Here is a 26,020-nt window from a genome sequence, read left to right as displayed (position 1 = left end):
AACCCCGTGGGCAACGGCGATCCGCGATCGCTTCGAGTGGAGTCCATAGATGCCCGATTTCCAGATCCGCCAGCCTTGCCCGCCCGGTGCCTGCGACTGCGATCGCGAGCGCCTGCTGCAAACCCCTGGCACCGACCTGCGCATCCTCGGCCTGACCCGCCAGGAAGAGAAGCGCCTGCTCGACCGGCTGGAAAACCTGCAAAGCCTGAGCGACCTCGAACACATGCAGCGGCGGATGTACGAACTGCTGGGCATCCGCGTGCAGATCGCCCCCAGCTTCAACGAAGTGCGCAGCATGCGCGGCATCGCCATCCAGCTCGACCAACTGCCGGGCCTGTGCCGCAAGACCCGCCAATCGATCCCTGCCGCCATCCGCCGTGGCCTGGAAAAGAACCCGGAAATCGCCTACCGCCTGCTCGACGCCCACGACCTGTTGCGCGACGCCTGAACTGGAATCCCCTATGAAACCCACCGTCACCACCAACCCCTTGATCCTTATCAGCGACACGCTCGACAGCAGCTTCGAAACCCTGCTCGACATCGGCCTCGCCACCTTCAATGAGCAGATGACCGGCTACAACGATCGGCAGCCCCTGGCCGTGGAACTCAAGGACCCGGAGACCGGCCAGGTCCTGGGCGGCATCAGCGGGCGCACCTCCCTGGGCCTGCTGTTCATCGACCTGTTCTACCTGCCCGACAGCCTGCGCGGCTCGGGCCTCGGCGCCCAACTGCTGCAGGCATGCGAAGACGAAGGCCGGCGCCGCGGCTGTCGCTCGGCCGTGCTCTACACCCTGAGCTTCCAGGCGCCGTCCTTCTACGAGAAACACGGCTGGCAACGCTTCGGCGAGGTCGCCTGTGACCCCGAAGGCAGCAGCCGGGTGTTCATGAGCAAGGCCTTGTAGGCGACCCGAAGGCTAGGCCCGGGAGGCTTTCTCCAGGCCGGGCAGCAAAGAGCCCGTCCCTTTCGTTGACGGCGTGCTGTCAGGCGCTGGCTGCGCCTCCTCCACTTCGCCATTGAACGCCTTGTGCATCTTCGCCGTATCCAGCGCCCCCACCCATTTGGCGATGGCCAGGGTGCCGACCCCGTTGCCGATGGTATTGGTGATCGCCCGGGCCTCCGACATGAAGCGGTCGACGCCTAACAGCAGCACCATGCCCGCCACCGGAATGGTACCCAGTGACGCCAGGGTCGCCGCCAGAATGATGAAGCCCGAACCTGTGACCCCCGCCGAGCCCTTGGAGGTGAACATCAGCACCGCCAGCACGATCAACTGGTCGGTCAGGGTCAGCGGCGTATTGGTCGCCTGGGCGATGAAGATGGCGGCGATGCTGTAGTAGATTGCCTGCCCGTCCGGGTTGAAGGTCAGGCCCGAGGGAATGATCATCCCGGCCACCGGCTTGGACACGCCGGCCTTTTCCATCTTGGAAATCATCTGCGGCAGCACCGACTCCGACGAACTGGTGCCCAGGACAGTGAACAGCTCCTCCTTGATGAAGCGCAGGAACTTCCACAGGCTGAAACCGCTGTAGCGGCAGATCGGCCCCAGCACGAAGATCACGAACACCACGCAGGTCAGGTAGACGCAGGCCATCAGCTTGCCGAGGGAAAACAGCGAGCCGAAACCGTATTTGCCGATGGTGAAGGCAATGGCGCCGAACGCGCCGATGGGGGCCAGGTGCATGACCATGTTGACGATGCGGAACATGCCCTGCATCAGGCTGTCCAGGGCATCGACGAAGAATTTCCCGCGAGGCCCGACCTGGGCCAGGGCAATGCCCAGCAGGATGGAAAACAGCAGGATCTGCAGGACATTGCCCTTGGCGAACGCATCGACGATGGTGTCGGGAATGATGTTGAGCACGAAGTCCATGAACGAGGCGTGCTTGGCGGCGCTGGTGTAGGTGCCCAGGCTGGCGGTATCGAGGCTGGCGACATCGATGTTCATGCCGGCGCCGGGCTTGAACACATCCACCACCACCAGCCCCACCACCAGCGCCAGGGTGGAGACCACCTCGAAATAGATCAGCGCGCGAAAGCCGACCCGGCCCAGCTCCTTCATGCTTTCCATGCGGGCGATGCCGGTGACCACGGTGAGGAAGATCACCGGCGCCAGGAGCATCTTGATCAACTTGATAAAGGCGTCGCCCAAGGGTTTCAACGCGGCGCCGGTTTCCGGCACCAGCACCCCGACCAGGGCGCCGAGCATCACGGCGATAAGGACTTGCACGTAGAGTTTGCCAAGTATTCTTTTCATCACAGGGCCCTGATTCTTATTGTTGTCAGGAAATGCCAGGGGCCCGGATCGTTGCCCGGCCCCTGGCGTTGTGCCGCAGTACGACTGTGAATCAGCGATTGATCAGGGCGAGCACCGCGTCGGTGATCTGCCGGGTGCTGGCCGTGCCGCCCAGGTCAGGCGTGTGCAGGCCGCTCTCGGTCACCGCCTCGATAGCCGACATCAGCTGCTTGGCCGCAGCCGCTTCGCCCAGGTGTTCGAGCATCATCGCCGCCGTCCAGAAGGTCGCGACCGGGTTGGCCACGCCCTTGCCGGTGATGTCGAAGGCCGAGCCGTGGATCGGCTCGAACATCGAGGGAAAACGCCGCGCCGGGTTGAGGTTGGCGGTCGGGGCGATGCCCAGGCTGCCGGACAGTGCCGCGGCCAGGTCGGAGAGGATGTCGGCGTGCAGGTTGGTGGCGACTATCACGTCCAGGCTCGCCGGTTTCAGCACCATGCGCGTGGTCACCGCGTCCACCAGTTCCTTGTCGACCTTGACGTCCGGGAAATCCCGGGCGACCTCATAGAAGATCTCATCCCACAGCACCATGCCGTGGCGCTGGGCGTTGGACTTGGTGACCAGGGTCAGGTGCTTGCGCGGGCGGCTTTGCGCCAGCTCGAAGGCAAAACGGTGAATGCGCTCGACCCCGGCCCGGGTGAACACCGAGACCTCGGTCGCCACCTCTTCGGGCAGGCCGCGATGCACCCGGCCGCCGTTGCCGGAGTATTCGCCCTCGGAGTTTTCCCGCACCACCACCCAGTCGATCTGCTCGCCGTTGTGCAGCGGGCTTTTCACCCCTGGCAGCACCCGCGCCGGCCGCACGTTGGCGTACTGGTCGAAGCCCTGGCAGATCGGCAGGCGCAGGCCCCACAGGGAAATATGGTCCGGCACGTTGAGGGCGCCGACCGCGCCGAAGAAGATCGCGTCGAAGGTCTTCAACTCCGCCAGGCCGCCTTCAGGGATGTAGTAGCCGTTTTTCAGGTAGTTGTCGGAGTTCCAGTCGAAGTGTTTGAAGTCCAGCTGGAAGGCCGACTTCTTCGCCAGCGCCTGCAACACCTCGACACCCGCGGCGATCACTTCCACACCGATGCCATCACCCGGGATCGCCGCAATTCTGTATGCACTCATGGTCCGCTCCACTCTCGTTGCCTTCTTGTCGTGCCTGTCGGACAGGGCTGTCCAGACAGGGTGTGGGCGGAGTATATGTAGTGAGAAAAGCCGCATGAGTTACTCAAAATCACTACATACATAACTTTGAGTTACCAATGAACCAGAGCCTCGATCTGTCGTTTTTCTACCTGCTGGCCAACAAGGGCAGCTTGGCCGCCACCGCCCGGGAGCTGGGCGTCACCCCGCCGGCGGTGAGCAAGCGCCTGTCCGCGCTGGAGGCGCGGCTGGGCATCCGCCTGGTCAACCGCACCACCCGCTCCATGAGCCTGACCGCGGAAGGCGAACTGTATTTCTCCCATGCGGCGCGCATCCTGACCCAGATCGACGAGGTCGAGCAGTTGCTCGGCAGCAGCCGGGCGACACCGAAGGGCCTGATCCGGGTCAATGCCTCCCTGGGGTTCGGCCGGCGTTACATCGGCCCGGCCCTGGCCGCGTTCTTCGCGCGTTACCCCGAGGTGGAGATCCAACTGGAAATCAGCGACCACCCGCTGGATCTGGCGACCCACGGCTTCGACCTGGGCATCCGTTTCGGCAGCCTGCCGGACGCGGCCTTCCATGCGCGCAAGATCGCCTCCAACCGCCGCCTGCTATGCGCCTCGCCGCTGTACCTGCAAAAGCATGGGGTGCCGCAACGCCTGGCGGACCTGCAGCAGCACAACTGCATCTTCCTGCGGCAGAACGAGACGCCCTACGGGGTCTGGAGTTTTACCAACGGCGGGCGCACGCAGAACGTCAAGGTCCGCGGCGCCCTGGGCTGCAACGACGGCGAGGTGGCCCTGAACTGGGCCCTGGAAGGTTACGGCATCCTGCTGCGGGCCGAATGGGACATCGCCCGCTATGTGCGCAGCGGCCGCCTGCGCCTGGTGCTGGAAGACCAGACCCCGACCCGCGCCGACGTCTATGCGGTCTATCCGCAACAGCTGCATTTGTCAGCGCGAGTGCGCAGCCTGATCGACTTCCTGGTGGAACGCTTCAAGCACATCGACAACCTCGATGAACCGGAGTCGCCGCCCACCCAGATCTAGGAGCAAGCGGGCGGCGATCCGACTTGCCCGCGATGGCCGCGACGCGGAGTGTCTGGCACACAGCGTTGTCCTTCATCGCGCGCAAGCTGCGCTCCTACAGAAGCAGATCACACACGATCCTGTAGGAGCGAGGCTTGCCCGCGATAGCCGCGACGCGGAATGTCTGGCACACCGCGTTGTCCTTCATCGCGCGCAAGCTGCGCTCCTATAGAAGCAGATCTGTGCACGTCCCGTAGGGGCGATGGCCACGACGCGGTCTGCCGGGAACACCTACCAGTTATGGCTATTGATCCGCTTGTGCCCCAGCAACTGGTCGACCATGGCCACGGCGGCCGCCTTCGAAGCGCAGTGCAGCAAGGGGTAGCCCCAGAACTTGCGGTAGGTGTCGGCGAAGGCCTCCACCCGGGCCTGGGTCGCGCCGTCGGGGGCGATCACGATACTGGCGCGGATCCAGCGGCGGATCGCCTCCTTGTTGCGCTTCATCCACAAGGAGGCCTGCTTGAGGCTGGCCTGGGCGTCTTCGCCCTGCTGCGGTTGTTCCCCAGGCGCGTCGGCGGTCACCAGCACAAAGGGTTTCTGGCGTTGCAGCAACTGGTCGAGCTGGCTGAAAGGATCGGTCTGGCCGGCCGCGCCACGGTAGTGCATCCAGACCAGGGGAAACTGACGATGATCGATGTTCATAAGGCTTCCTCGACAAGAGACAAACAAGAATGTCTATCATCTGCAAAGGAAGCCTTGTCTGCATCAGTCAACCTGGACAAGCTATTGACCGATTCAGCCAAATGAAGATTCAGCGTCCCGAGACGGCGCCTGGTCGCCCAGCAGCATCCCGCGCTCAGCGAGGAAACGCGCCGGCGGCTGGCCCACGGCCTTCTTGAACATGCGGATAAAGGCGCTGGCGCTTTCATAACCCAGGCCCAGCGCCACGCTCTCCACCGACTCGCCACGGGCCAGGCGCTTGATCCCCAGCAGGATGTGCAACTGGCGTTGCCACTGGCCGAAACTCAGGCCGGTCTCGGCCAGGATCAGCCGGCTCAGGTTGCGTTCGCTCATGCCGATCTGCTCGCCCCAGCCACCCAGGCTGCGGCGCTCGGCGGGCTGCTCGATGATCGACGCAGCCATGGCGCGCAACTGCGGGTGCCGGGGCATGGGCAGGTGGATCTGTTCCTGGGGCGCGGCGGCCAGTTCATCCAGGGCCACCGCCATCAAGCGCCCCTGCGGGCCGTCGAGGTCATAGAGCTCGGGCACTTCCACGCAACGCTTGAGCAGCTCCTGCAACAGCGGCGAAACCGCCAGGGTGCAGCAGGCCTCGGGCAGGCCGCGGACCTGTTCCGGTTCGACGAACAGGCAGTAACTCTCGGTCCGCTCCAGGCCCCGCACGTTGTGCCGCATATCCCCGGGAATCCACACCGCGCACTGCGGCGGCGCCATCCACAGGCCTTCGTCGGTCTCGCAGGTGATCACCCCGGCCAGCGGGAACAGCAGCTGCGCCTTGCGATGGCTGTGCCAGGGTCGCTCCCAGCGCGTGGCCTGCATGGAGATCCGCAGCGCATACAGCGGCCGGTCGATCCGGTCCGGGTCCTGGGGTTGATATTGGTCGTGCAGTACCGGCATGGCGAAACCCGTGGAGGATGAGACTCGAGCCACTGACCGGCCCGAGCCTCTGACGCAGGGGATTGTGCTGGCCACAGGGCATTTCGCCAAGCAGCGCCGACGACACGCCGAGAATCAGGACGACGGCGTTGCCGCGCCATGCAGGAACATCTGTTCCAGGACCAAAGCCGATCCTGCTGGAGCAGCGCGACCCAGGCGTTCGGAATCCACAATGCCGCAGATCAGGGTCATGAACAGATCGCTCAACACCGGCGCGCTGACGTCGATGCGCAGGTAACCCTCTTGCTGCGCCCGTAGGAAGAAGGCGTCCAGGGCGTCGATGCATGGCTGCCAGCGATTGCCCTCGGCGTTCGGCGCCATGGTGTCCGGGCGGTACTGGAAGACCATGAACAGCAGCAACTCGCGCTGCGCCAGATTCAACTGGATCAGATTGCGCAGGGCCACCGCCGGCGCGGCCTGGTGCAGGTCCGCGGTCTCGATGATCTGCTTCATCACCTCGCAGGTGTGGCTCATCAGCATCTCGATCAGGTTGTCCCGGGTACCGCAGAACCGATGCAGGGTGGCCTTGCTCACCCCCGCCGCCTCGGCCAGTTCCTTCAGTGTCCCCCACGGATGGTCGACGATGGCCACGGCCAGCGCCTTGAGGAGTTTTTCGTCGGAAGCGGGCGAAGACATAAAGGCAGACTCATTCTGGGCAGGAAGAACGCACGCATTGTGCAGAAAATCCCTACAAGCTCAAGGGAGTTGACACTTTTTAACACAAAAGAATCATTTGAGACAAATTTGCCTCATAAGATCCTTGAAGATATTATTCGCGCCTTTCCAGAACCAGCCTTCAGGTGAAACATGAATGCGTTGCGCGAATTGCGTGTATTGAGCTTGGCAGCGGTGGCCCTGATGGGCATGGCCGGCTGCGGTAATGGCGAGCAGCCCGGAGCGCAACCGAGTGCGCCCAGGCAGGTCGAGACCCTGACCGTCCTCCCCGAAACCCTGGCCCTGAGCAGCGAACTGCCCGGCCGTATCGAGCCGGTGCGGGTCGCCGAAGTGCGGGCTCGGGTGGCCGGTATCGTGATCCAGCGCCACTTCGAGGAAGGCGCGGACGTGAAGGCCGGCGACCTGCTGTTCCAGATCGACCCGGCACCGCTCAAGGCCGCGCTGTCCCGCGCCCAGGGCGAACTGGCGCGGATCGAGGCGCAACAAAGCGAGACCCAGGCCCGGCTCAAGCGTTATGAACAACTGGCGAAAGTCGAAGCGGTCAGCCAACAGGACCTCGACACCGCCCGCTCCGCCCTGCAGAGCAGCCAGGCCGCCCGCCAGTCGGCCCGCGCCGATGTGGAAACCGCCCGCCTCAACCTGGGTTACGCCACGGTCCGTGCGCCGATCTCCGGGCGCATCGGCCGGGCCCTGGTCACCGAGGGCGCCCTGGTGGGCCAGGGCGAAGTGACCCTGATGGCGCGCATCCAGCAACTGGACCCGATCTACGCCGACTTCACCCAGCCGGTGGCCGAGGCCCTGCGCCTGCGCGAAGCGCTCAAGCAAGGCAGCCTGTCCGCCGGCGAGGAGTCGCGGCTGTCGATCCAGGTCGAGGGCACTGAGTTCCAGAGCCAGGGCGAACTGCTGTTCTCCGACGTCTCGGTGGACCGCGGCACCGGCCAGGTGTCCCTGCGCGGGCGCTTCGACAACCCCGAAGGCACCCTGCTGCCGGGCATGTACGTGCGGGTGAAGGTGCCCCAGGGCACCGATCGCCAGGCCCTGCTGGTACCGCAACGCGCGGTGCAGCGCGGCAGCGACGGCCAGGCCCGGGTGCTGGTGGTGGACGCCAGCGACAGCGTCGCCCAGCGCCCGGTGCAGACCGGCGTCATGCAGGACAAGCGCTGGCAGATCACCCAGGGCCTGGCCAGCGGCGATAAGGTCATTGTCGGTGGCATGAGCGGCCTCAACCCCGGCGACAAGGTCGCCATTCAACAGCCCGATCCGCAACCCGCGCAGCAGCAGGCAGCCCGCCAGTAAGCCCGGCCCTGCGTTCGAGGACACACCATGTCTCTGTTCTTTATCAAACGGCCCAAGTTCGCCTGGGTCGTCGCCTTGTTCATTTCCCTGGCCGGCCTGCTGGTGATCCCTGCCCTGCCGGTGGCCCAGTACCCCAGCGTGGCGCCGCCGCAGATCAGCATCACCGCCACCTACCCCGGCGCCTCGGCGAAAGTGCTGGTGGATTCGGTCACCAGCGTGATCGAGGAGGAACTCAACGGCGCCAAGGGCCTGTTGTATTTCGACTCCACCAGCAACTCCAACGGTGTCGCCGAAATCGTCGTCACCTTCGAGCCGGGCGTCCAGCCGGACATGGCCCAGGTGGAGGTGCAGAACCGCCTGAAGAAGGCCGAGGCGCGCCTGCCCCAGGCCGTGCTCAGCCAAGGCGTCCAGGTCGAACAGACCAGCGCCGGCTTCCTGATGATCTATGCCCTGAGCTACAAGGAAGGCGCCCGGGAGCAGGACACCACCCTGCTGGCCGACTACGCCGCGCGTAACGTCAACAACGAGATCCGCCGGGTCGAAGGCGTGGGCAAGCTGCAGTTCTTCGCCTCGGAAGCGGCCATGCGGGTCTGGCTCGACCCGCAGAGCCTGGTGGGCTACGGCCTGTCCATCGAGGACATCGGCAACGCGATCCGCGCGCAGAACGTGCAGGTCCCGGCGGGCAGTTTCGGCAGCGCCCCGGGCGCGGTCGGCCAGGAGCTGACCGCCACCCTGGCGGTCAAGGGCACCCTGGACAACCCCGAGGAATTCGCGCGCATCGTGCTGCGCGCCAACCAGGACGGCTCCAAGGTCACCCTGGGCGATGTGGCGCGGATCCAGGTCGGCAGCCAGGACTACAACTTCACCACCCGCCTCAACGGCAAGCCGGCGGTGGGCGCGGCCATCCAGCTGTCGCCGGGGGCCAACGCGATCAAGACCGCCAGCGCGGTCAAGGAGCGCCTGCACGAGCTGTCGGTGAACTTCCCGGAGAACGTCCAGTACTCCGTGCCCTACGACACCTCGCGTTTCGTCGACGTGGCCATCGAGAAGGTCATCCACACCCTGATCGAAGCCATGGTCCTGGTGTTCCTGGTGATGTTCCTGTTCCTGCAGAACCTGCGCTACACCCTGATTCCCAGCATCGTGGTGCCGGTGTGCCTGGCCGGTACGCTGACGGTGATGTACCTGCTGGGCTTCTCGGTGAACATGATGACCATGTTCGGCATGGTGCTGGCCATCGGCATCCTGGTGGACGACGCCATTGTGGTGGTAGAGAACGTCGAGCGGATCATGGCCGAGGAAGGCCTGTCCCCGGCGGCGGCCACCGTCAAGGCCATGGGCCAGGTCTCGGGGGCGATCATCGGCATCACCCTGGTGCTGTCGGCGGTGTTCATGCCGCTGGCGTTCATGGCCGGCTCGGTGGGGGTCATCTACCAGCAGTTCTCGCTGTCGCTGGCGGTGTCGATCCTGTTCTCCGGGTTCCTCGCGCTGACCTTCACCCCGGCCCTGTGCGCCACCCTGCTCAAGCCGGTGGCCCCGGGGCACCATGAGAAACGCGGTTTCTTCGGTGCCTTCAACCGCCTGTTCGGCCGCCTGACCGAGCGCTACAGCGCCTTGAACAGCCACCTGGTGCGACGCGCCGGGCGCTACATGCTGGTCTACCTGGGCGTGGTGATGCTGCTGGGCTTCGTCTACCTGCGCCTGCCCGAGTCCTTCGTGCCCGTGGAAGACCAGGGCTACATGATCGTCGACGTGCAGCTGCCACCGGGCGCCTCCCGCGAGCGCGCCTCGGCCACCGGCCAGCAGCTGGAGCAGTTCCTCGCCTCCCGCGAGGCCGTGGCCAACACCTTCCTGGTGCTGGGGTTCAGCTTCTCCGGGCAGGGCGAAAACGCTGCCCTGGCCTTCCCGACCCTGACGGACTGGTCGCAACGCGGCGCCGAGCAGTCGGCCGAGGCGGAAACCGCCCAGGTCAACCAGCGCTTCGCCAGCCCCGACGACGGCACGGTGATGGCCGTCAGCCCGCCGCCAATCGACGGCATGGGCAACTCCGGCGGTTTCTCCCTGCGCCTGCAGGACCGTGGCGGTCTGGGGCGCGAGGCCCTGCTGGCGGCCCGCGACCAGTTGCTCGGCGAAACCTACGGCAACCCGAAGATCCTCTACGCGATGATGGAGGGCCTGGCCGAGGCGCCCCAGCTGCGCCTGGACATCGACCGGGACAAGGCCCAGGCCCTGGGCGTGGGGTTCGATGCGATCAACAATGCGCTGTCCACCGCCTTCGGCTCGGCGGTGATCAACGACTTCGCCAACGCCGGGCGCCAGCAACGGGTGGTGGTGCAGGCCGACCAGAGCCAGCGCATGACCCCGGAAAGCGTGCTCAAGCTCTATATCCCCAACAGCAGCGGCGCCCTGGTGCCCCTGAGCGCCTTTGTCTCCACCCACTGGGAAGAAGGCCCGGTGCAGATCGCCCGCTACAACGGCTACCCGGCGATCCGCATCTCCGGCGATGCCATGCCCGGGGTCAGCACCGGCGAGGCCATGGCCGAGATCGAACGCCTGGCGGCCAAGTTGCCGGCCGGCATCGGCTACGAATGGACCGGCCTGTCGTACCAGGAAAAGATCGCCAGCGGCCAGGCCCTGCAACTCTTCGCCCTGGCCTTCGTGGTGGTGTTCCTGCTGCTGGTGGCGCTGTACGAGAGTTGGAGCATTCCCCTGGTGGTGATGCTGATCGTGCCGGTGGGCGCCCTCGGCTCGGTGCTGGCGGTGACCGCCGTCGGCATGCCCAACGACGTGTACTTCAAGGTCGGCCTGATCACCATCATCGGCCTGGCGGCGAAGAACGCGATCCTGATCGTCGAGTTCGCCAAGGACCTCTGGGCCGAAGGCTATAGCCTGCGGGACGCGGCCCTCAAGGCGGCGCGCCTGCGCTTCAGGCCGATCGTCATGACCTCCCTGGCGTTCATCCTCGGCGTGGTACCGCTGGCCCTGGCCACCGGCGCCGGCGCGGCCAGCCAGCGCGCCATCGGCACCGGGGTGATCGGCGGCATGCTCAGCGCCACCCTGCTGGGGGTGATCTTCGTCCCGATCTTCTTTGTCTGGGTGCTGTCGCTGCTGCGCCGCGAACCCACGACGAGCAACGATGACCTGCAACCTGCGCGGACCGAGGAATGACCGGCATGAAATCCACCCCCCTGATCTACGCCGCCCTGCCCCTGGCCCTGTTGCTGGCCGGCTGCTCCCTGGCACCGCGCTACGAGCGTCCGCCGGCGCCGATCGCCGCAACCTGGGAAGGCCAGGCCGCGACGCCGAAGGAGCTGCCGCAGTGGCAAGCCTTCGTCCTCGATCCCGACCTGCGGGCGCTGGTGGACAGCGCCCTGGCCAACAACCGCTCGCTGCGCCAGTCGCTGCTGGACATCGAGGCGGCCCGGGCGCAATACCGCATCCAGCGCGCCGACCGCTTGCCGGGGCTGAACGCCAGCGGCTCGGGCAACCGCCAGCGCCTGCCGGCCGACCTGTCGTCCAGCCAGACGGCCGGGGTGTCCAGCACCTACCAGGTGGGGCTGAGCCTGCCGGAGTACGAGATCGACTTGTTCGGCCGCGTGCGCAACCTGTCGGACGCCGCCCTGGAGCAATACCTGGCCACCGAGGAAGCCACCCGCGCCAGCCAGCTGGCGCTGATCTCCGAGGTGATCCAGGCCTACCTGACCTGGGACGGCGCCCAGCGCCAGCTGGCCCTGACCCGGGACACCCTGCGCAGCCGCGAACAGTCCCTGGAACTGATCGGCCAGCGGCGCACCATCGGCACCGCCACGGCCCTGGATTATCAGGAAGCCCAGGGCCTGGTGGAGCAATCCCGGGCCGATCTGGAAAACACCGACCGCCAGCTGCGCCTGGCGCGCAATGCCCTGACCCTGCTGGTGGGCACGCCGAACGCGCTGCACGCCCTGCCCGCCCAGCCAGGCAGCGAACTGCTGCTGGTGCAGGACATGCTGCCCGGGGCGCCGTCCGAGCTGCTCGCCCGGCGTCCGGACGTGCTGGCCAGCGAGCATCGGCTCAAGGCCCGCCACGCCGATATCGGCGCGGCGCGGGCGGCGTTCTTTCCGCGGATCACCCTGAGCGGCAGCCTGGGCACTTCCAGCAGCGAGATGTCCGGGCTGTTCGACGGCGGTTCGCGGTCCTGGTCGTTCCTGCCTTCGCTGTCGATCCCGATCTTCGCCGGCGGGCGCAACCGGGCCAGCCTGGACCTGGCCGAGGTGCGCAAGGACAGCGCCGTGGCCGCCTACGAAGGCACGCTGCAACAGGCGTTCCGCGAAGTGGCCGACGCCCTCGCCGCCAGTGACACCCTGCGTCGCGAGGAGGCCGCGCGCCAGGGCCTGACCCGCACCAGCCAGGCCACCCTGGCGCTGGCCAAGGCCCGCTACGACAGCGGCCTGGACGATCACCTGCGTTACCTGGATGCCCAGCGCAGCGCCTTCAACGACCAGTCCACGCTGATCCGCATCAGCACCCAGCGGCAGATCGCCCTGGTGGACCTGTTCCGGGCCATGGGCGGTGGCTGGGACAAACAGCCACTCTAGGCTTGTGCGGTAAATCCGGGCAGGACAGCGGGCAGGCAAGCCCACTGCCCTGCCCGTTTTTTTTTTGCGCCGGCCGGCGCTGGTCATCGGCACTCAGCCGGCGGCCTGGAACTTCTTGCGGTAAGCCGCCGGCAGCAGGCCGACCCGTTGCTGGAACAGCCGGCGAAACGAGTTGCTGTCTTCGTAGCCCACCTTGTAGGTGATGCTGTCCAGGGTCATGCGCGTGGACTCCAGCAGTTCCTTGGCCTTCTCCAGGCGCAGGGTCTGCAGATAGGCCAGGGGCGTGTAGCCGGTGGCGTCCTTGAAGCGGCGCTTGAAATTCCTGACGCCGAAGCCGAAGCGCCGGGCCGTGTCGTCGATCAGCAGCGGCTGGTCGAAATGCTGCTCCAGCCAGTCCTGCACCCGCAGGATCTCGCCATCGCCATGGCTCTTCGGCAATGACCACATGACATACACCGACTGCTCGCTGCGCACCTTGTCGATCAACAGGTACTTGCCGCACTTCTGCGCCAGCTCCAGGGAAGCGAAGCGCCGCACCAGGTGCAGCAGCAAATCCATGGCCGCGCTGGCGCCACCGCTGGTGATCAGGCCCTGGTCCTCGCAGAGGAGTTGCCCTTCGTCCAGCTCGACCCCGGCGTAACGCCGCCGGAACAGTTCGGCGAAGGCCCAATGGGTGGTGACGCGGGCGCCCTTCAGCAAGCCGGCTTCGGCCAGCAGGAAGGTGGCCGTGCACATCGATGCCAGCACCGCGCCCCGGGCATGCTGTTGCCGCAACCAGGGCCCATGGCCGGCAAATGCCGGCAAGGCCTCCTTCAAGGTGAAGAGGAAACCGGGGATCAGCACCAGGTCGGTCCGGGCGATCTCGGCCAAGGAGCGTTGCACCCGCAGCGCTTGCCCGCCCCAGGCGCTGACATCGGCGCCATCCAGCGAGGCGACCACCACCTCGAACGGTGCGCTGGCGGTGTCGGCGAACAGGTTGGCGGCGCTCAACACTTCCAGGGCCAGGGTGGCGCTGGCGGCGGAACAGTGATCGGCCAGGAGCAAGGTGACGTGCATAGTGGATTCCGTTGCGCTTTTCGCATGAAAAATGTCATTTGCGCACCTACCTTAGCCGATTCCCCTCCCCTAAAGTGCGGCCATCTTTTCAATCATCGGTGTACTCATGAATCTCTGGTTCCGCATGCTGCTCATGCTGTTTCGTCGTCCGTGGCGCAAGCCGGTCGAAGGTCTGGCCACCACCGTCGTGCGCATGCGCGTCTGGCCGCTCGATCTCGACCTCAACCGCCACGTCACCAACGGTCGCTATTTCACCCTGGCCGACCTCGGGCGCATGGACTTCGTCCTGCGCAGCGGCGCCTACCGCGTGGCCCTGCGCCACAGGGCTGTGCCGATCGTCGGCGACGTGTGGGGCAAGTTCCGCCGGGAACTGAAGCTGTTCGAAGCCTTCGAGGTCCACAGCCGGATCCTCGGCTGGGACGAGAAATGGAGCTTTATGGAACACCGCTTCGTGAGCAAAGGCCGGGTGACCGGGGTGGTGGTGATGCGCGGGCTGTTCCGTTCGGCCAAAGGCACCATCGCCCCGGGTGAGTTCGTCCATGAGCTGGGCCTGGAGCAATCGCCCGAGCTGCCACAGTGGCTGAAGGACTGGTCGCAAAGCTGCGATGACATGAGCGTTCAGTTGCGTGCCGAGGAAGCTGCGGCGCGTTGAAACAAGCCGGAACATAACCTGAGACAAGAACGCCATTGCCGACCCGGGTCGACAATGGCGTTGATGCGCGACAGCCAGCGTGTGACCGAGCGGGCAAGCGCGACGCCATGGCGACGCGCCCGCCCACTCACTCAGTGCGGAGCGCGGGGGATGGTCTTGAGCAGGTCTTCGGGGCTGATATGGCCGACCACGCTGCCCGGTTGCGGCATGTTGAGGATGTGGCCTTTCATCTTGCCGATGATGTGCATCTCGCACGGCTTGCAGTCGAACTTCAGGGTCAGCACTTCGTCACCGTGAATCAGCTGCATCGGTGCCACCTTGGTGCGCACGCCAGTCACGCCCTTGGCCTGTTTCGGGCACAGGTTGAAGGAGAAACGCAGGCAGTGCTTGGTGATCATCACCGGCACTTCGCCGGCCTCTTCGTGGGCCTCGTAGGCCGCATCGATCAGCTTCACGCCATGGCGGTGATAGAAGTCGCGGGCCTTCTGGTTGTAGACGTTGGCCAGGAACGACAGGTGCGATTCCGGGTACACCGGCGGTGGCGTGGTCTCGGACTTGCGGCTGCCCCGCGGGTGGGCGGCGATCCGCGCGGCGGTCAAGGCTTCGATCACCTCACGGCGCAACGCCTTGAGCTGCGAGTTGGGGATGAAGTAAGCCTGCGGCGCATCGAGTTTGATGTCGATGGCGTGGTACTGCGTGGTGCCGAGCTGGCCGAGCAGATCCTGCAGTTGCTCCAGCGCCTGCTCCGGCTTGTTGGCGACGCCGAACGGACCGTTCAGGGTCACGCTGGCGCTGATCCCCTCTTCACTGGTCGCGGTCACTTCCAACTGCTCTTCACGCAGGCACGCGACCCAGCTCAGGGCCACGCGACGTTCGGCGGAAGTCTTCTGCAGCGCCTGTTGCCAGTTGTGATCGAGGTTGCGGTTCAGCGGGTGGTTCGGCCGCAGCTTGTAAAGGCCTTCCGGCATCTCGTTGGGTTCGACGCGATAGCGATAGCGTTTCTCGCCGTCCTCTTCGAACTCGCCCTTGGGCTCGGCGATGTTGGCGCGGAAACCCACCACTTCACGCTTGACCAGCACATTGAGGCCGTCACCGTTGGACAGCGGCTCGTGAGTCACCACTTGCAGGTCGCGCTTGGCGACTTTCTCCACCACGCCCACCGGCAGGCCGGTGAAGGTCGGCGAGTCGAAGGCGCCGATGTCGATCTTGCGATCGGTGACGAAATAATCGGTGCTGCCGCGGTGGAAGGTCTTTTCCGGGTCGGGCAGGAAGAAGTGCGCGGTGCGGCCGCTGGAAGCGCGAGCCAGGTCGATACGGTCTTCGAGCACGTCGTCCAGGCGCTGGCGGTAGTAGGCGGTGATGTTCTTCACATAGCCCATGTCCTTGTAGCGCCCTTCGATCTTGAACGAGCGCACGCCGGCTTCCACCAGGGCGCGGATGTTGGCGCTCTGGTTGTTGTCCTTCATCGACAGCAGGTGTTTCTCGTAGGCGATCACGCCGCCCTTTTCGTCCTTGAGGGTGTACGGCAGGCGGCAGGCCTGGGAGCAGTCGCCACGGTTGGCGCTGCGGCCGGTCTGCGCATGGGAGATGTTGCACTGCCCGGAGAAGGCCACGCACAGCGCGCCATGGATGAAGAACTCGATCGCCGCGTCGGTTTCGTCGGCGATGGCGCGGATTTCCTGCAAGTTCAGCTCACGGGCCAGGACCAGTTGCGAGAAACCGGCCTGGTCGAGGAACTTGGCTCGCGCCAGGGTGCGGATGTCGGTCTGGGTGCTGGCGTGCAGCTCGATCGGCGGAATGTCCAGTTCCATCACGCCCAGGTCCTGGACGATCAGCGCGTCGACGCCCGCGTCGTACAGCTGGTGGATCAGCTTGCGCGCCGGCTCCAGCTCGTTGTCGTGGAGGATGGTGTTGATGGTGGTGAAAATCCGCGCGTGGTAGCGCCGGGCGAACTCCACCAGCTCGGCGATTTCACTCACCTCGTTGCAGGCGTTGTGGCGCGCGCCGAAGCTCGGGCCGCCGATGTACACGGCGTCGGCGCCATGCAGGATGGCCTCGCGGGCGATGGCTACATCGCGGGCAGGGCTGAGCAATTCCAGGTGATGCTTGGGCAAGGACATATTTTTTTAGTCAGGCTTGTCACGGTCGAGGCGCGCATTGTAGCGGCGAAACGCCTGACCGGCACCCGTGTACTGCCCGGTGGCGCCCACTCGCCGAGCGGCGCCACCGGCTAAAGACCAGAACTCAGGCCTTGGCCGCCATCGCGGTGACTTCCACGCGCATGCCTTCGACCGCCAGGGACGCCACGCCAACGGCGGCGCGCACCGGCCAGGGCTTGGCGAAGAAGCGCTGGTAGACCTGGTTGAACGCGGCGCGGTCGGCCATGTCGGTGAGGTAGATGGTCAGGTGCAGGACCCGGTCCATGGAGCTGCCGGCCTTTTCCAGCGCCACCTTGAGCGCCTGCAGGGTGCACTCGCTCTGCTCGGTGATGCCGCCCAGTTCCAGGCTGCCGTCGGCGCGGGTGGGGATCTGGGTGGAAACCAGGATGCCAGCAAAGCCGGCGACATCGGAGGAGATGGAGTCCGCGTCAGGATCGGGGATGAAGTCGATATCGTGGTTGGCCATGGGGGCGCTCTTGTTCGGGGGGGATAAGGAAAGGGTCGCTGGAGCCGTGGCGGCACCAGCCTGCGCGCGCCAGTCTACAGGCCCGGCGCCGGACGTGGGCGAATCGGCGGGAAAACCACCTGTGCCCACTGTGTAAAAAGGTCCGCCTCCTCGACCGCCAGACACCCGGTAAACGCGCCATGGCAGGCGCGTCATCGAACGGTTAACGCGCCCTGCGAACGACTGGGGCAGGTCGATGATTGGTCTTTTCCAATGGGCCGCAAACGGCCAAAAGTGGCCAGTGGTCGTTGCCTTTCGCCTGGCGCCGACGCGTGGCTAAGCTTAATAAATCAGGACGGACTGAAACCTGAGTGATAACGACTATCAGCGGATCTGGATTGACATCAAGACGTACTCCCCAAGGAGACGATCATGTATGCGGTTATACGAACCTACCTGGGTACTGGAGCAAAGCAGCTTTTCAAGCTTCTGGAAGAGCGCAGCACCGACGTCGAAGCGGCACTGCGGACGGTGCCTGGCCTCATCAGCTACACACTGCTGAATACGGGTGATGGCGGTACGTCCGTGACGGTTTGCACGGACAAGACCGGTACCGATGCGAGCTTGAAAGTCGCGCGCGACTGGATTCAGAAAAATGCCTCGAATATCCACGCCGACCCGCCGATCGTGACGGAAGGACCGGTCATTGTGCAGATCAAGTAGCGCACCCTCCGTTTGCCCCCCGCCACTCTCGCTGTTGCAAGCTTTGTAGGTTTGCTTCGCGCAGAGCTGAGCGTGCGCAATCATCAGATAGGGTTGGCTTGCGCTAGCAGCGAGCGACGGCCCTGGGTCTATTGCTGCCACTCACAAGCAACCGCGGATCGGACTTGCGCCCGGCCCTGGCAAGCTGGGACGACGCGTCGAGCGAGCAATCAGGTCTGCACCTCGCCTGGGAACGCCGGCAGCCCGTACGTCAACGCAAGTTCCAAGGCCGGTTGCAAGGGGTATAACTATCAGAACAAAAGGCGGGTCACCCAGAGCAGGCCCTCCAAAGACAGCTCCCGGGCCAGGCTTCCCCAGGCCTAATCGGCGCCTGCAGCGCGGAGCGATGTGATGAGTTCCAGAGCATGGCGATGGGCTCGCAAGAGCCTTCTTGGCGGCATCGGGCTGGCCTTGCTGGTCGCTCCACTGTGCGCCAGCGCCATGTTCAAGTGCCAAGCCAGGGACGGAGCCGTCAGCTACACCAGCCAAGCCATCCCCAGCGCCCGCTGCACTCGCCTGAATGGCATGGCGCACGCCGGTGTCGGCGCCAAGGCATTGGCCCGGCCACGACTTGTGCGAAAGGACGACTCAGGCGCGGTGCGGATTCTGGTGTACACCTTCATTCACAGGGGTATTCGTCAATATGTGAGCCGGCGCCCCGTCGGGATTTCCGCGCGGGTCGATGTCCTTGAGCTCTATTACATCAAGGGCTGCTATCTGTGCATGGCGCCAAAGGACTTCAAGGTCGCCTCACTGCGCCTGGACACTCATTCCTATCGACGGGAGATCGAAGCCGCTTCGGATCATTATGGTGTCGACAGGGCACTGGTCCGCGCAGTGATACATGCCGAATCGGCGTTTCGCCCCAACGCTATTTCCGAAGCAGGCGCCCAGGGGCTGATGCAGTTGATGCCCGCCACCGCCGAGCGCTTCGCTGTGGACGATCCGTTCGACGCACGACAGAACATTCGTGGCGGCGTGCGCTACCTGGCCTGGCTGCTCAAACGCTTCAACGGCAACCAGATGCTGGCGTTGGCAGGCTACAACGCCGGCGAAGCGTCCGTGGTCGAGTACAACGGGGTGCCTCCCTACGCCGAGACGCAATCCTACGTCAGCCTCGTGCAGTCCTTGACCGAACGCTATCGCAACCGTCGCTAGTACCGCAGGGCGCATAACCCGGAACAGGTAATACGCTGGCCCCTCCACGGCGGATAACGCTGGCACTTAACCCACGTAGATCAACGCTCGGAAGAAATGACCGAGTCAGGCATGACGTTGGCAATACGTCCTCTCCCCCCGGGAGAGGACGGGTAAGCGCCTTCAGGCGTGATGAATGTCCCGATCCTTGGTTTCCGGCAGGAACAAGGTGCCCAGGATCGCCGTCATCACCGCGATGACGATCGGCTACCAGAGCCCGTAGTAGATATCCCCGGTGGCACGACGCCCTCAGTCATCACTCCTGTCGATCATACAAATCATGAAAGCGAATTTTTCATTTGCGCCCGATGCCGGCAAAATGGCGCCACTTTTAAACCCTCGGACAAGTACGTCATGAATATCAATTTTGCGGTCGCCTGCATGATCGTGGTTTCCTTTGCCATCGCCCTGCTCCACACCTGATCGGCAGCCCCGCTCGACATAGCACCCGGCCATCGGCACGGATGCAGGCCACTGACTTGCCGCGTTCCCCACGCGGCATTGGTTGAAGGGATTTCAAGGAGCATCATGCGGGCTCTTTGTCGATCCTCTAACCACTCTCCCTCCCAAGCCTCAACCCTGGGCGAAATAAGCTCACACCTTTTTTATTCGGCTGCTTATTCCAGAGGCTGACAACCCACTCATGACTTAGAGTAAGCTGCTGCGCAGACGACAATCCCGAGTGCCATCACTCCGACTGAAAAGAGGTATTCATGTTCTCGACAGTTCGCATCTCGACATTACTGCTTACCCTCTCCCTGGCTTCACAAAGCATGGCCTCGACATCGGAAGCCGAAATCAGGTTCAACTCTTCCTGCGACTTCAAAGAGCTGAAAATAGCAGTTAAAGACGAGGCTAATATCAACCCTGGCCTCATCAAACTGGAAGTAAAACTGCAGCCAGACGCAACCGAACAACTATTGCAGGTCTCACGAAAGTACCTGGGCAAGACGGTAGCCACCTACATAAACAATATAAAAATCAGCACCACGACTATCCGCAACGAATTAAACACCGGTAACTTAACAATCGCTGTTGACAATAAAATCGCGCCAAAACTGTTTCCTGGCTTATTGAACAAACAGTGCCAACCAGAGTAACAACAAGACACCAAACCTTGGTTTGTTGAAGTAGGCTTTCGTGAACTGACGAAAAACATCGCGCCACTGACTGAACCTCAAGCCCCCCATACCCAGACTTTTAGAGGCCTGCCCCCGCATGCTCATCCAGGTGGATACAAGCACTTGGCTGAAGCACCTGCCATGACCTTTTGAGCCGTAGCACCTCTTTAAAATCGGCTAGACCTTGGTTTTGTAAGTCCTCAGGGTCAGTTTTGTTTAAAATGCCCGCCCTTTTACTGCCGGCCCTCCTTCGATGAACCCCGACGCCCTCTCCATCCTCCACCACCACCTGCTGACAGCCCTGGCCTGCGCTCCCGCGGAAACCCGGCGTCTGTTCCATGGCCGCGGGCGTTGCTGGCCGGGGCTGGAGCAACTGACCGTCGACTGGCTGCAGGGCGTGGTGCTGGTGGCGCTGTTCAAGGAGCCGGAGCCGGAACAGCTGGATGCGCTCAAGCAACTGTTGCTGGCAATCAGCACCTCGCCCGAGTGGCAGGCCTGTGGCGCCCATACCCTGCTGCTGCAACACCGCTATCAGCTGCAAAGCCCGGTGGACTGGCTGGTGGGCGAACCTATCGATGAATGGACCCTGGTCGAGGAAGGCCTGCGTTATCGGGTGGACCTGGGCAAGAAGCAGAACAACGGCCTGTTTCTCGACATGCGCTACGGCCGCAACTGGGTGCGCGCCAATGCCCGGGGCAAGCGCGTGCTGAACCTGTTCGCCTACACCTGCGGCTTCTCGGTGGCGGCCATCGAGGGCGGTGCGACCCATGTGGTCAACCTCGACATGTCGCGCCCGGCCCTGAGCCGTGGCCGCGACAATCACCGGCTCAACGGCCATGACCTGAGCCAGGTGAGCTTTCTCGGCCACGACCTGTTCAAGTCCTGGAGCAAGGTGAAGAACGCCGGCCCCTACGACCTGGTGATCATCGACCCGCCGTCCTTCCAGAAAGGCAGCTTCCTGCTGACCAAGGACTACGCCCGGGTGCTGCGCCGCCTGCCGGAACTGCTCACCGCCGACGGCTGCGTGCTGGCCTGCATGAACGACCCAGCCGTTGCCTCGGACTTCCTGATCGACGGGGTCACCCGCGAGGCCCCGGGGCTGCGCTTCGAGCAACGCCTGGACAACCCGCCGGAGTTTCCCGATACCGATATCGAAAGCGGCTTGAAGGCCCTGGTGTTCCGCCGGGTCGAGTAAACCCGGCGCCCCTGGCCCGGCCCTTTACACCGGGGCCAGGCCGAATATCAGCGAGCGATGCGTGCCCGCACCGGTCTTGGCCCCGTCGCCCACGGCGATGGCCACCGAGCTGAATGCCGCCGCCGCGTCGCCACAGGCGAATACCCCGGGCACGCTGGTCTCACGGGTCGGGTCCGTCTTGATAAAGGCACCAAGCGGCCCCTCCTCGAACTCACAGCCCAGCAACCCGGCCAGCGGGCTGGCCATGCGGGTACGTGGCACGACAAACAAACCCTCGACCGCGATCGCCCGGCCATCGGCCAGGATCACCTCGGCCCTGTCGCCGGCGATGCGCCGCACAGGCTCGCGCTCCACCCGCACGCCACGTCGTTCAAGGCTGGCCAGTTGCTCGGCGTCCGGCGCAAAGGCGTCATTGATGAACAAGGTGGTCGGGCCCCAGTCCGGCAGCATCAGCGCCTGGTGCATCGAGAGTTCCGAAGTCGCCAGCACGCCGATGGGCCCACCGGCCAACTCATAACCGTGGCAGTACGGGCAATGGAACACGCTTTTGCCCCAGCGCGCGGCCAGGCCTTCGACCTCCGGCAGCTCATCGACCACCCCGGTGGCCAGGATCAGCCGCTGGGCCCTGTGGCGCTGGCCAGCACGGGTACTCAGCCAGAAACCCTCGGCGTCCTGGCCGGCGTCGACCGCGGTGTCCGCCAGCCACTCCACTGTCGGGTAAGCCAGCAGCTGTTCCCGGGCCTCGTCGGCAATATGCGCGGGAGAACGACCGTCCTGCCCGAGAAAACCATGGGAGGTGTCGGCAAAGCGATTGCGCCGTTCGGCTGCATCGATCACCAGCACCCGGCGGCGCGCCCGGGCCAGTTGCAGCCCCGCGGAAAGACCGGCGTAGCTGCCGCCGACGATGATCACGTGATAGTCCATGGTGGGCACTCCCAGGCAAGGTAGGGGACGAAGAAAAATATCTCGTCACATCGTAAGTTGCTTGAAAGAGCAAGGTCAACGATCTCGTAACTTTTATCATTACAAGCGATACTCCGCCCTCGCCTTCCCTCCAGGAACCCTGAACGCCCGATGAGAAACGACACCCGGCTATCGCGCATGCTGCATGTGCTGATCCATATGGACCGGCATGACAGCCCCGCCACCTCGGAGACCATCGCCCAGATGCTGTGCACCAACCCGGTGGTGGTGCGACGCACCATGGCGCTGCTCAAGGAGCAGGGCTACGTGCGTTCGGAAAAGGGTCATCGCGGCGGCTGGAGCCTGGCCCGGGCGTTGTCGGACATGACCCTGCTGGACATTCACCAGGCCCTGGGAAGCAGTTCGATCTTCGCCATCGGCCTGTCCACCGACCACCCGCAATGCCTGGTGGAACAGGCCGTCAATAGCGCCCTCAGCGAAGTCTTCGACGCCGCCCAGGCCTTGCTCGTCGAGCGCCTGGGCAAGATCACCCTGGCGCAGCTGGCCGAGGACTTTGAAGAGCGTTATCGGGCCGTTCAGCAGCCACCGCCGCCCTCGGCCTGAGCACCGCCAGCCCAGGGCTCACTCCAGCCCCAACCCACGGCGGCCGATGGCGTTCAGCTCCTGCGGACTGAACCTGCCCCGCCAGGTGCTTTCATAGTCCTCCCGGGGAAAGTCCGGCGGCGACAGGCCCCGCTCGAAAGCGCCATACACCGCCTTGGCGTAACGCTGGTTTTTCGCGCACATCGGCGCCGCCGGCACGTACATCACATTGCCCCAGCCCTGCTGATTCTCCACCGCGGCCACGCTGTGGATCAGGTCGCAATGCCACCACACCGAGTCACCGGCGCGAACCTCGGGGATCGGCCTCAGGGCCCGCATCAACAGCGGATGCCATTGCGTCGAGACCGGCAACACCTGGCCCGGCGCCACGCCGCACAGCTGGTCTTCCGGCACGTCGTCGAGCAACGGGCGCAACAGCAGATAGGCCATGGCCTTGGGAATCGGCACGCAGTGCAGCACGCCCTGGTCGGCGCGCATGTCCGACAGCGCGGTCCAGCCCTGGAAGGTCCTGAACACCGAGCAGGTCACCGTGTCGCGGTAGGCGTACTCGTCGACCTCGGTGCGATGCGCAGCGTCCCAGGGGTCGTAGGCCGCGAAGTCATTGCGGTAAAGGCTGTCGAAGACCTTCAGGTAGGCCGGGTGCAGCCAGCGCTCCAGGGCGCCGGAATCGGTGTGCGGGCCCAGGCCCGAGGAACGGGTACCCGGCGGCCGGCGCCGGACCCGGTCGGGGTACAGCGCATTCACCTGCGGGTCGAACCATTGCCGGTCCTGGGACTCGCTCTTCCACAGCCGATTGAGGAAAACCTGCACCCGAGCCATGCGCTCGTGCTGGCGCAACTGCATCTGCGCCCGCGACCAGTAGATCGGGAAAATCTGCGGCCGCGAGGCTTCCAGGTTGCCGAAAAAACGGTCGACCGGGCCACGGTAGATCCGCTCGAAGTCATTCTGTGCAAGATAGCCCAGCAGGTCCTGATCCCAAGTGCTGACGGTGTCCCGGGCAAAATGCCCGCGCACCACCACGCAGCCGCGCCGGTGGATCGCCGCGCGCTGTTCGGCGCTGACCCGGCCGGCGGCGATCTGTTCATAGTCCAGCTCCGGCCAGGCATGGCCGCCGTGGGCATCGATCGAGGCGATCTCCTGCTCGATAAAGGCGCTGACCTCGGCGAACAGCGACTGCACGTCGCCGATCCGCGCGCGCAAGGCGCGCTTCATCCGCACTATGTGCTCAGGGTAATTGTCGGGCAGGGTTTTGCAGTGGAAGGCAGCGGAAGGATTCATCGTCATGGCCTGTGTCGTTCTGGTCGGGAGAAGCACTGCGCGGGCATGGCGCCGCACTGCCGCCATGAAACCCCAGGGCCCTGGCCGCGGGCAGTAGGGTTTGGCGCGTCGACCGGTACTATTGTGGCGTTTCTATCACCCCTGACAGCAGAATGCTGTCAGCGAAAGTGCGCACGGTGGCGCTGACGGAAGGCCGAAGGCGTCATGCCCTGCCGGGCCTTGAACTGGCGATTGAACAGGGCCAGCGAGCCATAGCCCACCGCCTCGGCGACCTGGGTCACCGGGGTCTGCGGCCCTTGCACCAGCAACTCGCAGGCGCGGCCGATACGCAGGCGGGCGATGTACTCCAGGGGTGTGGCCCGGGCATGGCGACGGAACATCCGGTGAAACGCCGAGACGCTGACACAGGCCAGCCGCGCCAGCTCGGCGATGGTCAGCGCTTCGCAGTAATGCGCGTGAATATGCTCCAGCACCCGCTGCAGGCGCCCGTCTTCGATCACCGCCGGCCCGGCGGCGGCCGGCAGGATCTTCTCGGCGCCAGGGTCACGACTCAGGCGGGTCAGCAACGCCAGCAACGACACCAGCCGCGTCGGCTCGTCCTGGGCGACCATGGCCTCGATCAGCGGGCGCGACTCCCGCGCAGCCTCGCCGCTGAACTGCACGGCACCCCGGGCCGCGGCCAGCATGGGGCGCAGGCCGGCCATTTCTGGAAACAGCTCGACCAGGGACGTCGCCCAGGCTTCGGAAAACCAGATCACCAGGGCGACATGGGGCTGGCGCGGATCGATCCGCTGCTGCGAACTCCAGCTGTGGGGCACGTTCGGTCCCAGCAGAACCAGATCGCAGTCGTCATAGGCACGCACATCGCCGCTGATATAACGCTGCCCGCGACTGTTGAGGGTCAGGGTCAGTTCGTATTCCGGGTGATGGTGCCATTCGAAGGGAATTGCCTCAGGCAAACGCCGATCGAGCATCGACCAGGAAGCGGTGGCCGTGGTGGGGATCTGCTCGAAGCTCGGTTTCATGGCGACAGGCTGTCCTGTTGGCGAGGCTCATGGCCAGGGAAAGTACGCTGAAACGGCACTGCCGTCACACCGGCGCCTGCACCACCTCGATGCCCAGGCGCCGATAGTCCTCGATACTGCCCGAGGCCAGGTGCTGCTCGGTGATCAGCGTATGCAGGCGATTGCACGGTGCCACGGCAAAGGGCTCCACCGCGCCGAGCTTGTCGGCGGTGGTGACCGCGACCACCTGGGAAGCGCTGTCGAGCAAGGCCTGCTTCACCGGCACCTCGTCGAAGTGCTGCGAGGTGATGCCGACTTCAGGGTGAATCGCGCACACCCCGGTGAACAGCAGATCGGCGCGGATGCCCTGGATCAGGCGCACCGCCTCGTGGCCGCCGGCAGACAGGGTCGCCGGGTTGAGCCGGCCGCCGGCGAGGATCACCTGGCTGCGCGGGTATTCGGCCATGGCGATGGCGATCAGCGGCGAAGCGGTGACCGCGGTGATGCCGATATCGGCAGGTAGCGACTGGGCGATCAGCAGCGTGGTCGAGCCCGAGTCGAACATCACGATCTGCCCTTCCTGCACCCGCTGCGCGCCGAGCCTGGCCAGGTGGCGCTTGACCTCGCTGCTTTCGCCCAGGCGGGTGAACACATCCTTGCCGGTGTCCTTGGGCCGTGGCAGCGCGCCGCCGTGGACCCGCTGCAGCAGCCCGGCATCGGCCAGCTCCGCCAGGTCGCGGCGGATGGTGTCCTCCGAAACCGCGAAATGCTGGCCAAGCTCGGACGCCATGACCTTGCCGTCGCGTTCGAGCAGCAACAGGATCTTCTGCCGGCGCACATGGGGCAGCTCGGCGACTGAATGCTGGTTTTGCATGGTTATGCCTGTTCTTGCGTGTTTATGCGAGATTAGCCAAGACCCCGGCCAAACACAACGCTCGCCCTGTGCATTGGCGCCTG

25 protein-coding genes are annotated in these 26,020 nt (G+C 64.8%); 13 read left to right on the top strand and 12 right to left on the bottom strand.

The window, feature by feature from the left end; genetic code table 11:
• Positions 1–49: 49 nt before the first annotated feature.
• Positions 50–448 carry a hypothetical protein gene (locus ACTJKT_RS18285; RefSeq protein ID WP_440788046.1) on the top strand — a complete coding sequence of 133 codons (399 nt, stop codon included), beginning with the start codon at positions 50–52 and terminating at the stop codon, positions 446–448.
• 13 nt (positions 449–461) lie between these two features.
• On the top strand, positions 462–902 hold the full coding sequence (locus tag ACTJKT_RS18280; protein ID WP_440788045.1) for an N-acetyltransferase family protein: 441 nt from the start codon (positions 462–464) through the stop codon (positions 900–902).
• A 12-nt stretch (positions 903–914) separates the two neighbouring features.
• On the opposite strand, the gene ACTJKT_RS18275 is transcribed toward ACTJKT_RS18280, so the two are convergent.
• Positions 915–2,255: a dicarboxylate/amino acid:cation symporter gene (locus ACTJKT_RS18275; protein ID WP_440788044.1), complete on the bottom strand. Its 1,341-nt coding sequence runs from the start codon at positions 2,253–2,255 to the stop codon at positions 915–917.
• A gap of 91 nt (positions 2,256–2,346) precedes the next feature.
• Positions 2,347–3,402, bottom strand: coding sequence for a tartrate dehydrogenase (locus tag ACTJKT_RS18270; RefSeq protein WP_440788043.1), 1,056 nt, complete (start codon positions 3,400–3,402; stop codon positions 2,347–2,349).
• A gap of 137 nt (positions 3,403–3,539) precedes the next feature.
• Between ACTJKT_RS18270 and ACTJKT_RS18265 the strand changes: the two genes are divergently transcribed.
• Complete coding sequence (locus ACTJKT_RS18265; protein ID WP_440788042.1) at positions 3,540–4,469, top strand: LysR family transcriptional regulator; 930 nt, start codon at positions 3,540–3,542, stop codon at positions 4,467–4,469.
• Positions 4,470–4,739: 270 nt separating this feature from the next.
• On the opposite strand, the gene ACTJKT_RS18260 is transcribed toward ACTJKT_RS18265, so the two are convergent.
• The 3 genes from ACTJKT_RS18260 to ACTJKT_RS18250 form a co-directional block, all read right to left on the bottom strand.
• Positions 4,740–5,150, bottom strand: a complete 411-nt coding sequence (locus ACTJKT_RS18260) for a hypothetical protein (protein WP_440788041.1) — start codon at positions 5,148–5,150, stop codon at positions 4,740–4,742.
• Between the two features lie 93 nt (positions 5,151–5,243).
• On the bottom strand, positions 5,244–6,083 hold the full coding sequence (locus tag ACTJKT_RS18255) for an AraC family transcriptional regulator (protein ID WP_440788040.1): 840 nt from the start codon (positions 6,081–6,083) through the stop codon (positions 5,244–5,246).
• A gap of 114 nt (positions 6,084–6,197) precedes the next feature.
• On the bottom strand, positions 6,198–6,758 hold the full coding sequence (locus ACTJKT_RS18250; RefSeq protein WP_053278505.1) for a TetR/AcrR family transcriptional regulator: 561 nt from the start codon (positions 6,756–6,758) through the stop codon (positions 6,198–6,200).
• 171 nt (positions 6,759–6,929) lie between these two features.
• On the opposite strand from ACTJKT_RS18250, the gene ACTJKT_RS18245 reads away from it, so the two are divergent.
• Genes ACTJKT_RS18245 through ACTJKT_RS18235 form a run of 3 tightly spaced genes read left to right on the top strand, consistent with a single transcriptional unit; the run spans position 6,930 to position 12,667 of the window.
• On the top strand, positions 6,930–8,093 hold the full coding sequence (locus tag ACTJKT_RS18245) for an efflux RND transporter periplasmic adaptor subunit (protein ID WP_053278504.1): 1,164 nt from the start codon (positions 6,930–6,932) through the stop codon (positions 8,091–8,093).
• A gap of 27 nt (positions 8,094–8,120) precedes the next feature.
• Positions 8,121–11,261 (top strand): multidrug efflux RND transporter permease subunit, encoded by a 3,141-nt coding sequence (locus ACTJKT_RS18240; RefSeq protein WP_440788039.1) that lies wholly within the window; start codon positions 8,121–8,123, stop codon positions 11,259–11,261.
• 5 nt (positions 11,262–11,266) lie between these two features.
• The gene (locus tag ACTJKT_RS18235) at positions 11,267–12,667 is read left to right on the top strand and encodes an efflux transporter outer membrane subunit (RefSeq protein ID WP_440788038.1); all 1,401 of its coding nucleotides are present in this window, start codon (positions 11,267–11,269) and stop codon (positions 12,665–12,667) included.
• 93 nt (positions 12,668–12,760) lie between these two features.
• Here the strand turns inward: ACTJKT_RS18235 and ACTJKT_RS18230 are convergent, their stop codons facing one another.
• Positions 12,761–13,723 carry a GlxA family transcriptional regulator gene (locus ACTJKT_RS18230; RefSeq protein ID WP_440788037.1) on the bottom strand — a complete coding sequence of 321 codons (963 nt, stop codon included), beginning with the start codon at positions 13,721–13,723 and terminating at the stop codon, positions 12,761–12,763.
• A gap of 106 nt (positions 13,724–13,829) precedes the next feature.
• Here ACTJKT_RS18230 and ACTJKT_RS18225 point away from each other — a divergent pair, with 106 nt between their 5' ends.
• Positions 13,830–14,375 carry a thioesterase family protein gene (locus tag ACTJKT_RS18225; RefSeq protein WP_440788036.1) on the top strand — a complete coding sequence of 182 codons (546 nt, stop codon included), beginning with the start codon at positions 13,830–13,832 and terminating at the stop codon, positions 14,373–14,375.
• A 131-nt stretch (positions 14,376–14,506) separates the two neighbouring features.
• Here ACTJKT_RS18225 and ACTJKT_RS18220 read toward each other — a convergent pair whose 3' ends face one another.
• Together ACTJKT_RS18220 and ACTJKT_RS18215 are read right to left on the bottom strand one after the other, a co-directional pair.
• The gene (locus ACTJKT_RS18220; protein ID WP_440788035.1) at positions 14,507–16,495 is read right to left on the bottom strand and encodes a peptidase U32 family protein; all 1,989 of its coding nucleotides are present in this window, start codon (positions 16,493–16,495) and stop codon (positions 14,507–14,509) included.
• 124 nt (positions 16,496–16,619) lie between these two features.
• Complete coding sequence (locus ACTJKT_RS18215) at positions 16,620–17,000, bottom strand: RidA family protein (protein ID WP_053278499.1); 381 nt, start codon at positions 16,998–17,000, stop codon at positions 16,620–16,622.
• Between the two features lie 411 nt (positions 17,001–17,411).
• Between ACTJKT_RS18215 and ACTJKT_RS18210 the strand changes: the two genes are divergently transcribed.
• The 5 genes from ACTJKT_RS18210 (at position 17,412) to ACTJKT_RS18190 (ending at position 21,254) form a co-directional block, all read left to right on the top strand.
• A complete protein-coding gene (locus ACTJKT_RS18210) occupies positions 17,412–17,702 on the top strand; it encodes a hypothetical protein (protein WP_124373069.1) in 291 nt (96 codons plus the stop codon).
• Between the two features lie 390 nt (positions 17,703–18,092).
• The gene (locus tag ACTJKT_RS18205) at positions 18,093–18,899 is read left to right on the top strand and encodes a lytic transglycosylase domain-containing protein (RefSeq protein ID WP_440788034.1); all 807 of its coding nucleotides are present in this window, start codon (positions 18,093–18,095) and stop codon (positions 18,897–18,899) included.
• A gap of 171 nt (positions 18,900–19,070) precedes the next feature.
• The gene (locus tag ACTJKT_RS18200) at positions 19,071–19,361 is read left to right on the top strand and encodes a hypothetical protein (RefSeq protein WP_440788150.1); all 291 of its coding nucleotides are present in this window, start codon (positions 19,071–19,073) and stop codon (positions 19,359–19,361) included.
• Positions 19,362–19,651: 290 nt separating this feature from the next.
• On the top strand, positions 19,652–20,038 hold the full coding sequence (locus ACTJKT_RS18195; protein ID WP_440788033.1) for a hypothetical protein: 387 nt from the start codon (positions 19,652–19,654) through the stop codon (positions 20,036–20,038).
• A gap of 274 nt (positions 20,039–20,312) precedes the next feature.
• A complete protein-coding gene (locus ACTJKT_RS18190; protein ID WP_097302910.1) occupies positions 20,313–21,254 on the top strand; it encodes a class I SAM-dependent methyltransferase in 942 nt (313 codons plus the stop codon).
• Between the two features lie 24 nt (positions 21,255–21,278).
• On the opposite strand, the gene ACTJKT_RS18185 is transcribed toward ACTJKT_RS18190, so the two are convergent.
• The gene (locus tag ACTJKT_RS18185; RefSeq protein ID WP_440788032.1) at positions 21,279–22,178 is read right to left on the bottom strand and encodes an NAD(P)/FAD-dependent oxidoreductase; all 900 of its coding nucleotides are present in this window, start codon (positions 22,176–22,178) and stop codon (positions 21,279–21,281) included.
• Between the two features lie 150 nt (positions 22,179–22,328).
• Here ACTJKT_RS18185 and ACTJKT_RS18180 point away from each other — a divergent pair, with 150 nt between their 5' ends.
• Positions 22,329–22,781, top strand: coding sequence for an Rrf2 family transcriptional regulator (locus tag ACTJKT_RS18180; RefSeq protein WP_440788031.1), 453 nt, complete (start codon positions 22,329–22,331; stop codon positions 22,779–22,781).
• Positions 22,782–22,799: 18 nt separating this feature from the next.
• On the opposite strand, the gene ACTJKT_RS18175 is transcribed toward ACTJKT_RS18180, so the two are convergent.
• From ACTJKT_RS18175 to ACTJKT_RS18165, 3 genes are all read right to left on the bottom strand, one after another.
• Positions 22,800–24,059, bottom strand: a complete 1,260-nt coding sequence (locus tag ACTJKT_RS18175; protein ID WP_440788146.1) for a DUF1479 domain-containing protein — start codon at positions 24,057–24,059, stop codon at positions 22,800–22,802.
• Between the two features lie 158 nt (positions 24,060–24,217).
• Entirely contained in the window at positions 24,218–25,084 is an 867-nt protein-coding gene (locus tag ACTJKT_RS18170) for a helix-turn-helix domain-containing protein (RefSeq protein ID WP_440788030.1), read from the bottom strand.
• Between the two features lie 64 nt (positions 25,085–25,148).
• Entirely contained in the window at positions 25,149–25,937 is a 789-nt protein-coding gene (locus ACTJKT_RS18165; RefSeq protein ID WP_097302905.1) for a DeoR/GlpR family DNA-binding transcription regulator, read from the bottom strand.
• Positions 25,938–26,020: the final 83 nt, after the last annotated feature.

The sequence above is a fragment of the Pseudomonas sp. 22526 genome (assembly GCF_052044735.1).
In the GTDB taxonomy this organism is placed as follows: Bacteria; Pseudomonadota; Gammaproteobacteria; order Pseudomonadales; family Pseudomonadaceae; genus Aquipseudomonas; species Aquipseudomonas piscium.
This window is presented reverse-complemented; position numbering and strand designations above follow the sequence as displayed.

Coding starts and splice junctions, on each gene's coding strand:
- ACTJKT_RS18210 (WP_124373069.1), top strand. CDS start 17,412: ATGTATGCGGTTATACGAACCTACCTGGGTACTGGAGCAAAGCAGCTT.
- ACTJKT_RS18255 (WP_440788040.1), bottom strand. CDS start 6,083: ATGCCGGTACTGCACGACCAATATCAACCCCAGGACCCGGACCGGATC.
- ACTJKT_RS18185 (WP_440788032.1), bottom strand. CDS start 22,178: ATGGACTATCACGTGATCATCGTCGGCGGCAGCTACGCCGGTCTTTCC.
- ACTJKT_RS18240 (WP_440788039.1), top strand. CDS start 8,121: ATGTCTCTGTTCTTTATCAAACGGCCCAAGTTCGCCTGGGTCGTCGCC.
- ACTJKT_RS18280 (WP_440788045.1), top strand. CDS start 462: ATGAAACCCACCGTCACCACCAACCCCTTGATCCTTATCAGCGACACG.
- ACTJKT_RS18245 (WP_053278504.1), top strand. CDS start 6,930: ATGAATGCGTTGCGCGAATTGCGTGTATTGAGCTTGGCAGCGGTGGCC.
- ACTJKT_RS18215 (WP_053278499.1), bottom strand. CDS start 17,000: ATGGCCAACCACGATATCGACTTCATCCCCGATCCTGACGCGGACTCC.
- ACTJKT_RS18180 (WP_440788031.1), top strand. CDS start 22,329: ATGAGAAACGACACCCGGCTATCGCGCATGCTGCATGTGCTGATCCAT.
- ACTJKT_RS18225 (WP_440788036.1), top strand. CDS start 13,830: ATGAATCTCTGGTTCCGCATGCTGCTCATGCTGTTTCGTCGTCCGTGG.
- ACTJKT_RS18270 (WP_440788043.1), bottom strand. CDS start 3,402: ATGAGTGCATACAGAATTGCGGCGATCCCGGGTGATGGCATCGGTGTG.
- ACTJKT_RS18250 (WP_053278505.1), bottom strand. CDS start 6,758: ATGTCTTCGCCCGCTTCCGACGAAAAACTCCTCAAGGCGCTGGCCGTG.
- ACTJKT_RS18265 (WP_440788042.1), top strand. CDS start 3,540: ATGAACCAGAGCCTCGATCTGTCGTTTTTCTACCTGCTGGCCAACAAG.
- ACTJKT_RS18170 (WP_440788030.1), bottom strand. CDS start 25,084: ATGAAACCGAGCTTCGAGCAGATCCCCACCACGGCCACCGCTTCCTGG.
- ACTJKT_RS18260 (WP_440788041.1), bottom strand. CDS start 5,150: ATGAACATCGATCATCGTCAGTTTCCCCTGGTCTGGATGCACTACCGT.
- ACTJKT_RS18175 (WP_440788146.1), bottom strand. CDS start 24,059: ATGAATCCTTCCGCTGCCTTCCACTGCAAAACCCTGCCCGACAATTAC.
- ACTJKT_RS18200 (WP_440788150.1), top strand. CDS start 19,071: ATGAATGTCCCGATCCTTGGTTTCCGGCAGGAACAAGGTGCCCAGGAT.
- ACTJKT_RS18220 (WP_440788035.1), bottom strand. CDS start 16,495: ATGTCCTTGCCCAAGCATCACCTGGAATTGCTCAGCCCTGCCCGCGAT.
- ACTJKT_RS18205 (WP_440788034.1), top strand. CDS start 18,093: ATGAGTTCCAGAGCATGGCGATGGGCTCGCAAGAGCCTTCTTGGCGGC.
- ACTJKT_RS18230 (WP_440788037.1), bottom strand. CDS start 13,723: ATGCACGTCACCTTGCTCCTGGCCGATCACTGTTCCGCCGCCAGCGCC.
- ACTJKT_RS18195 (WP_440788033.1), top strand. CDS start 19,652: ATGTTCTCGACAGTTCGCATCTCGACATTACTGCTTACCCTCTCCCTG.
- ACTJKT_RS18165 (WP_097302905.1), bottom strand. CDS start 25,937: ATGCAAAACCAGCATTCAGTCGCCGAGCTGCCCCATGTGCGCCGGCAG.
- ACTJKT_RS18275 (WP_440788044.1), bottom strand. CDS start 2,255: ATGAAAAGAATACTTGGCAAACTCTACGTGCAAGTCCTTATCGCCGTG.
- ACTJKT_RS18235 (WP_440788038.1), top strand. CDS start 11,267: ATGAAATCCACCCCCCTGATCTACGCCGCCCTGCCCCTGGCCCTGTTG.
- ACTJKT_RS18190 (WP_097302910.1), top strand. CDS start 20,313: ATGAACCCCGACGCCCTCTCCATCCTCCACCACCACCTGCTGACAGCC.
- ACTJKT_RS18285 (WP_440788046.1), top strand. CDS start 50: ATGCCCGATTTCCAGATCCGCCAGCCTTGCCCGCCCGGTGCCTGCGAC.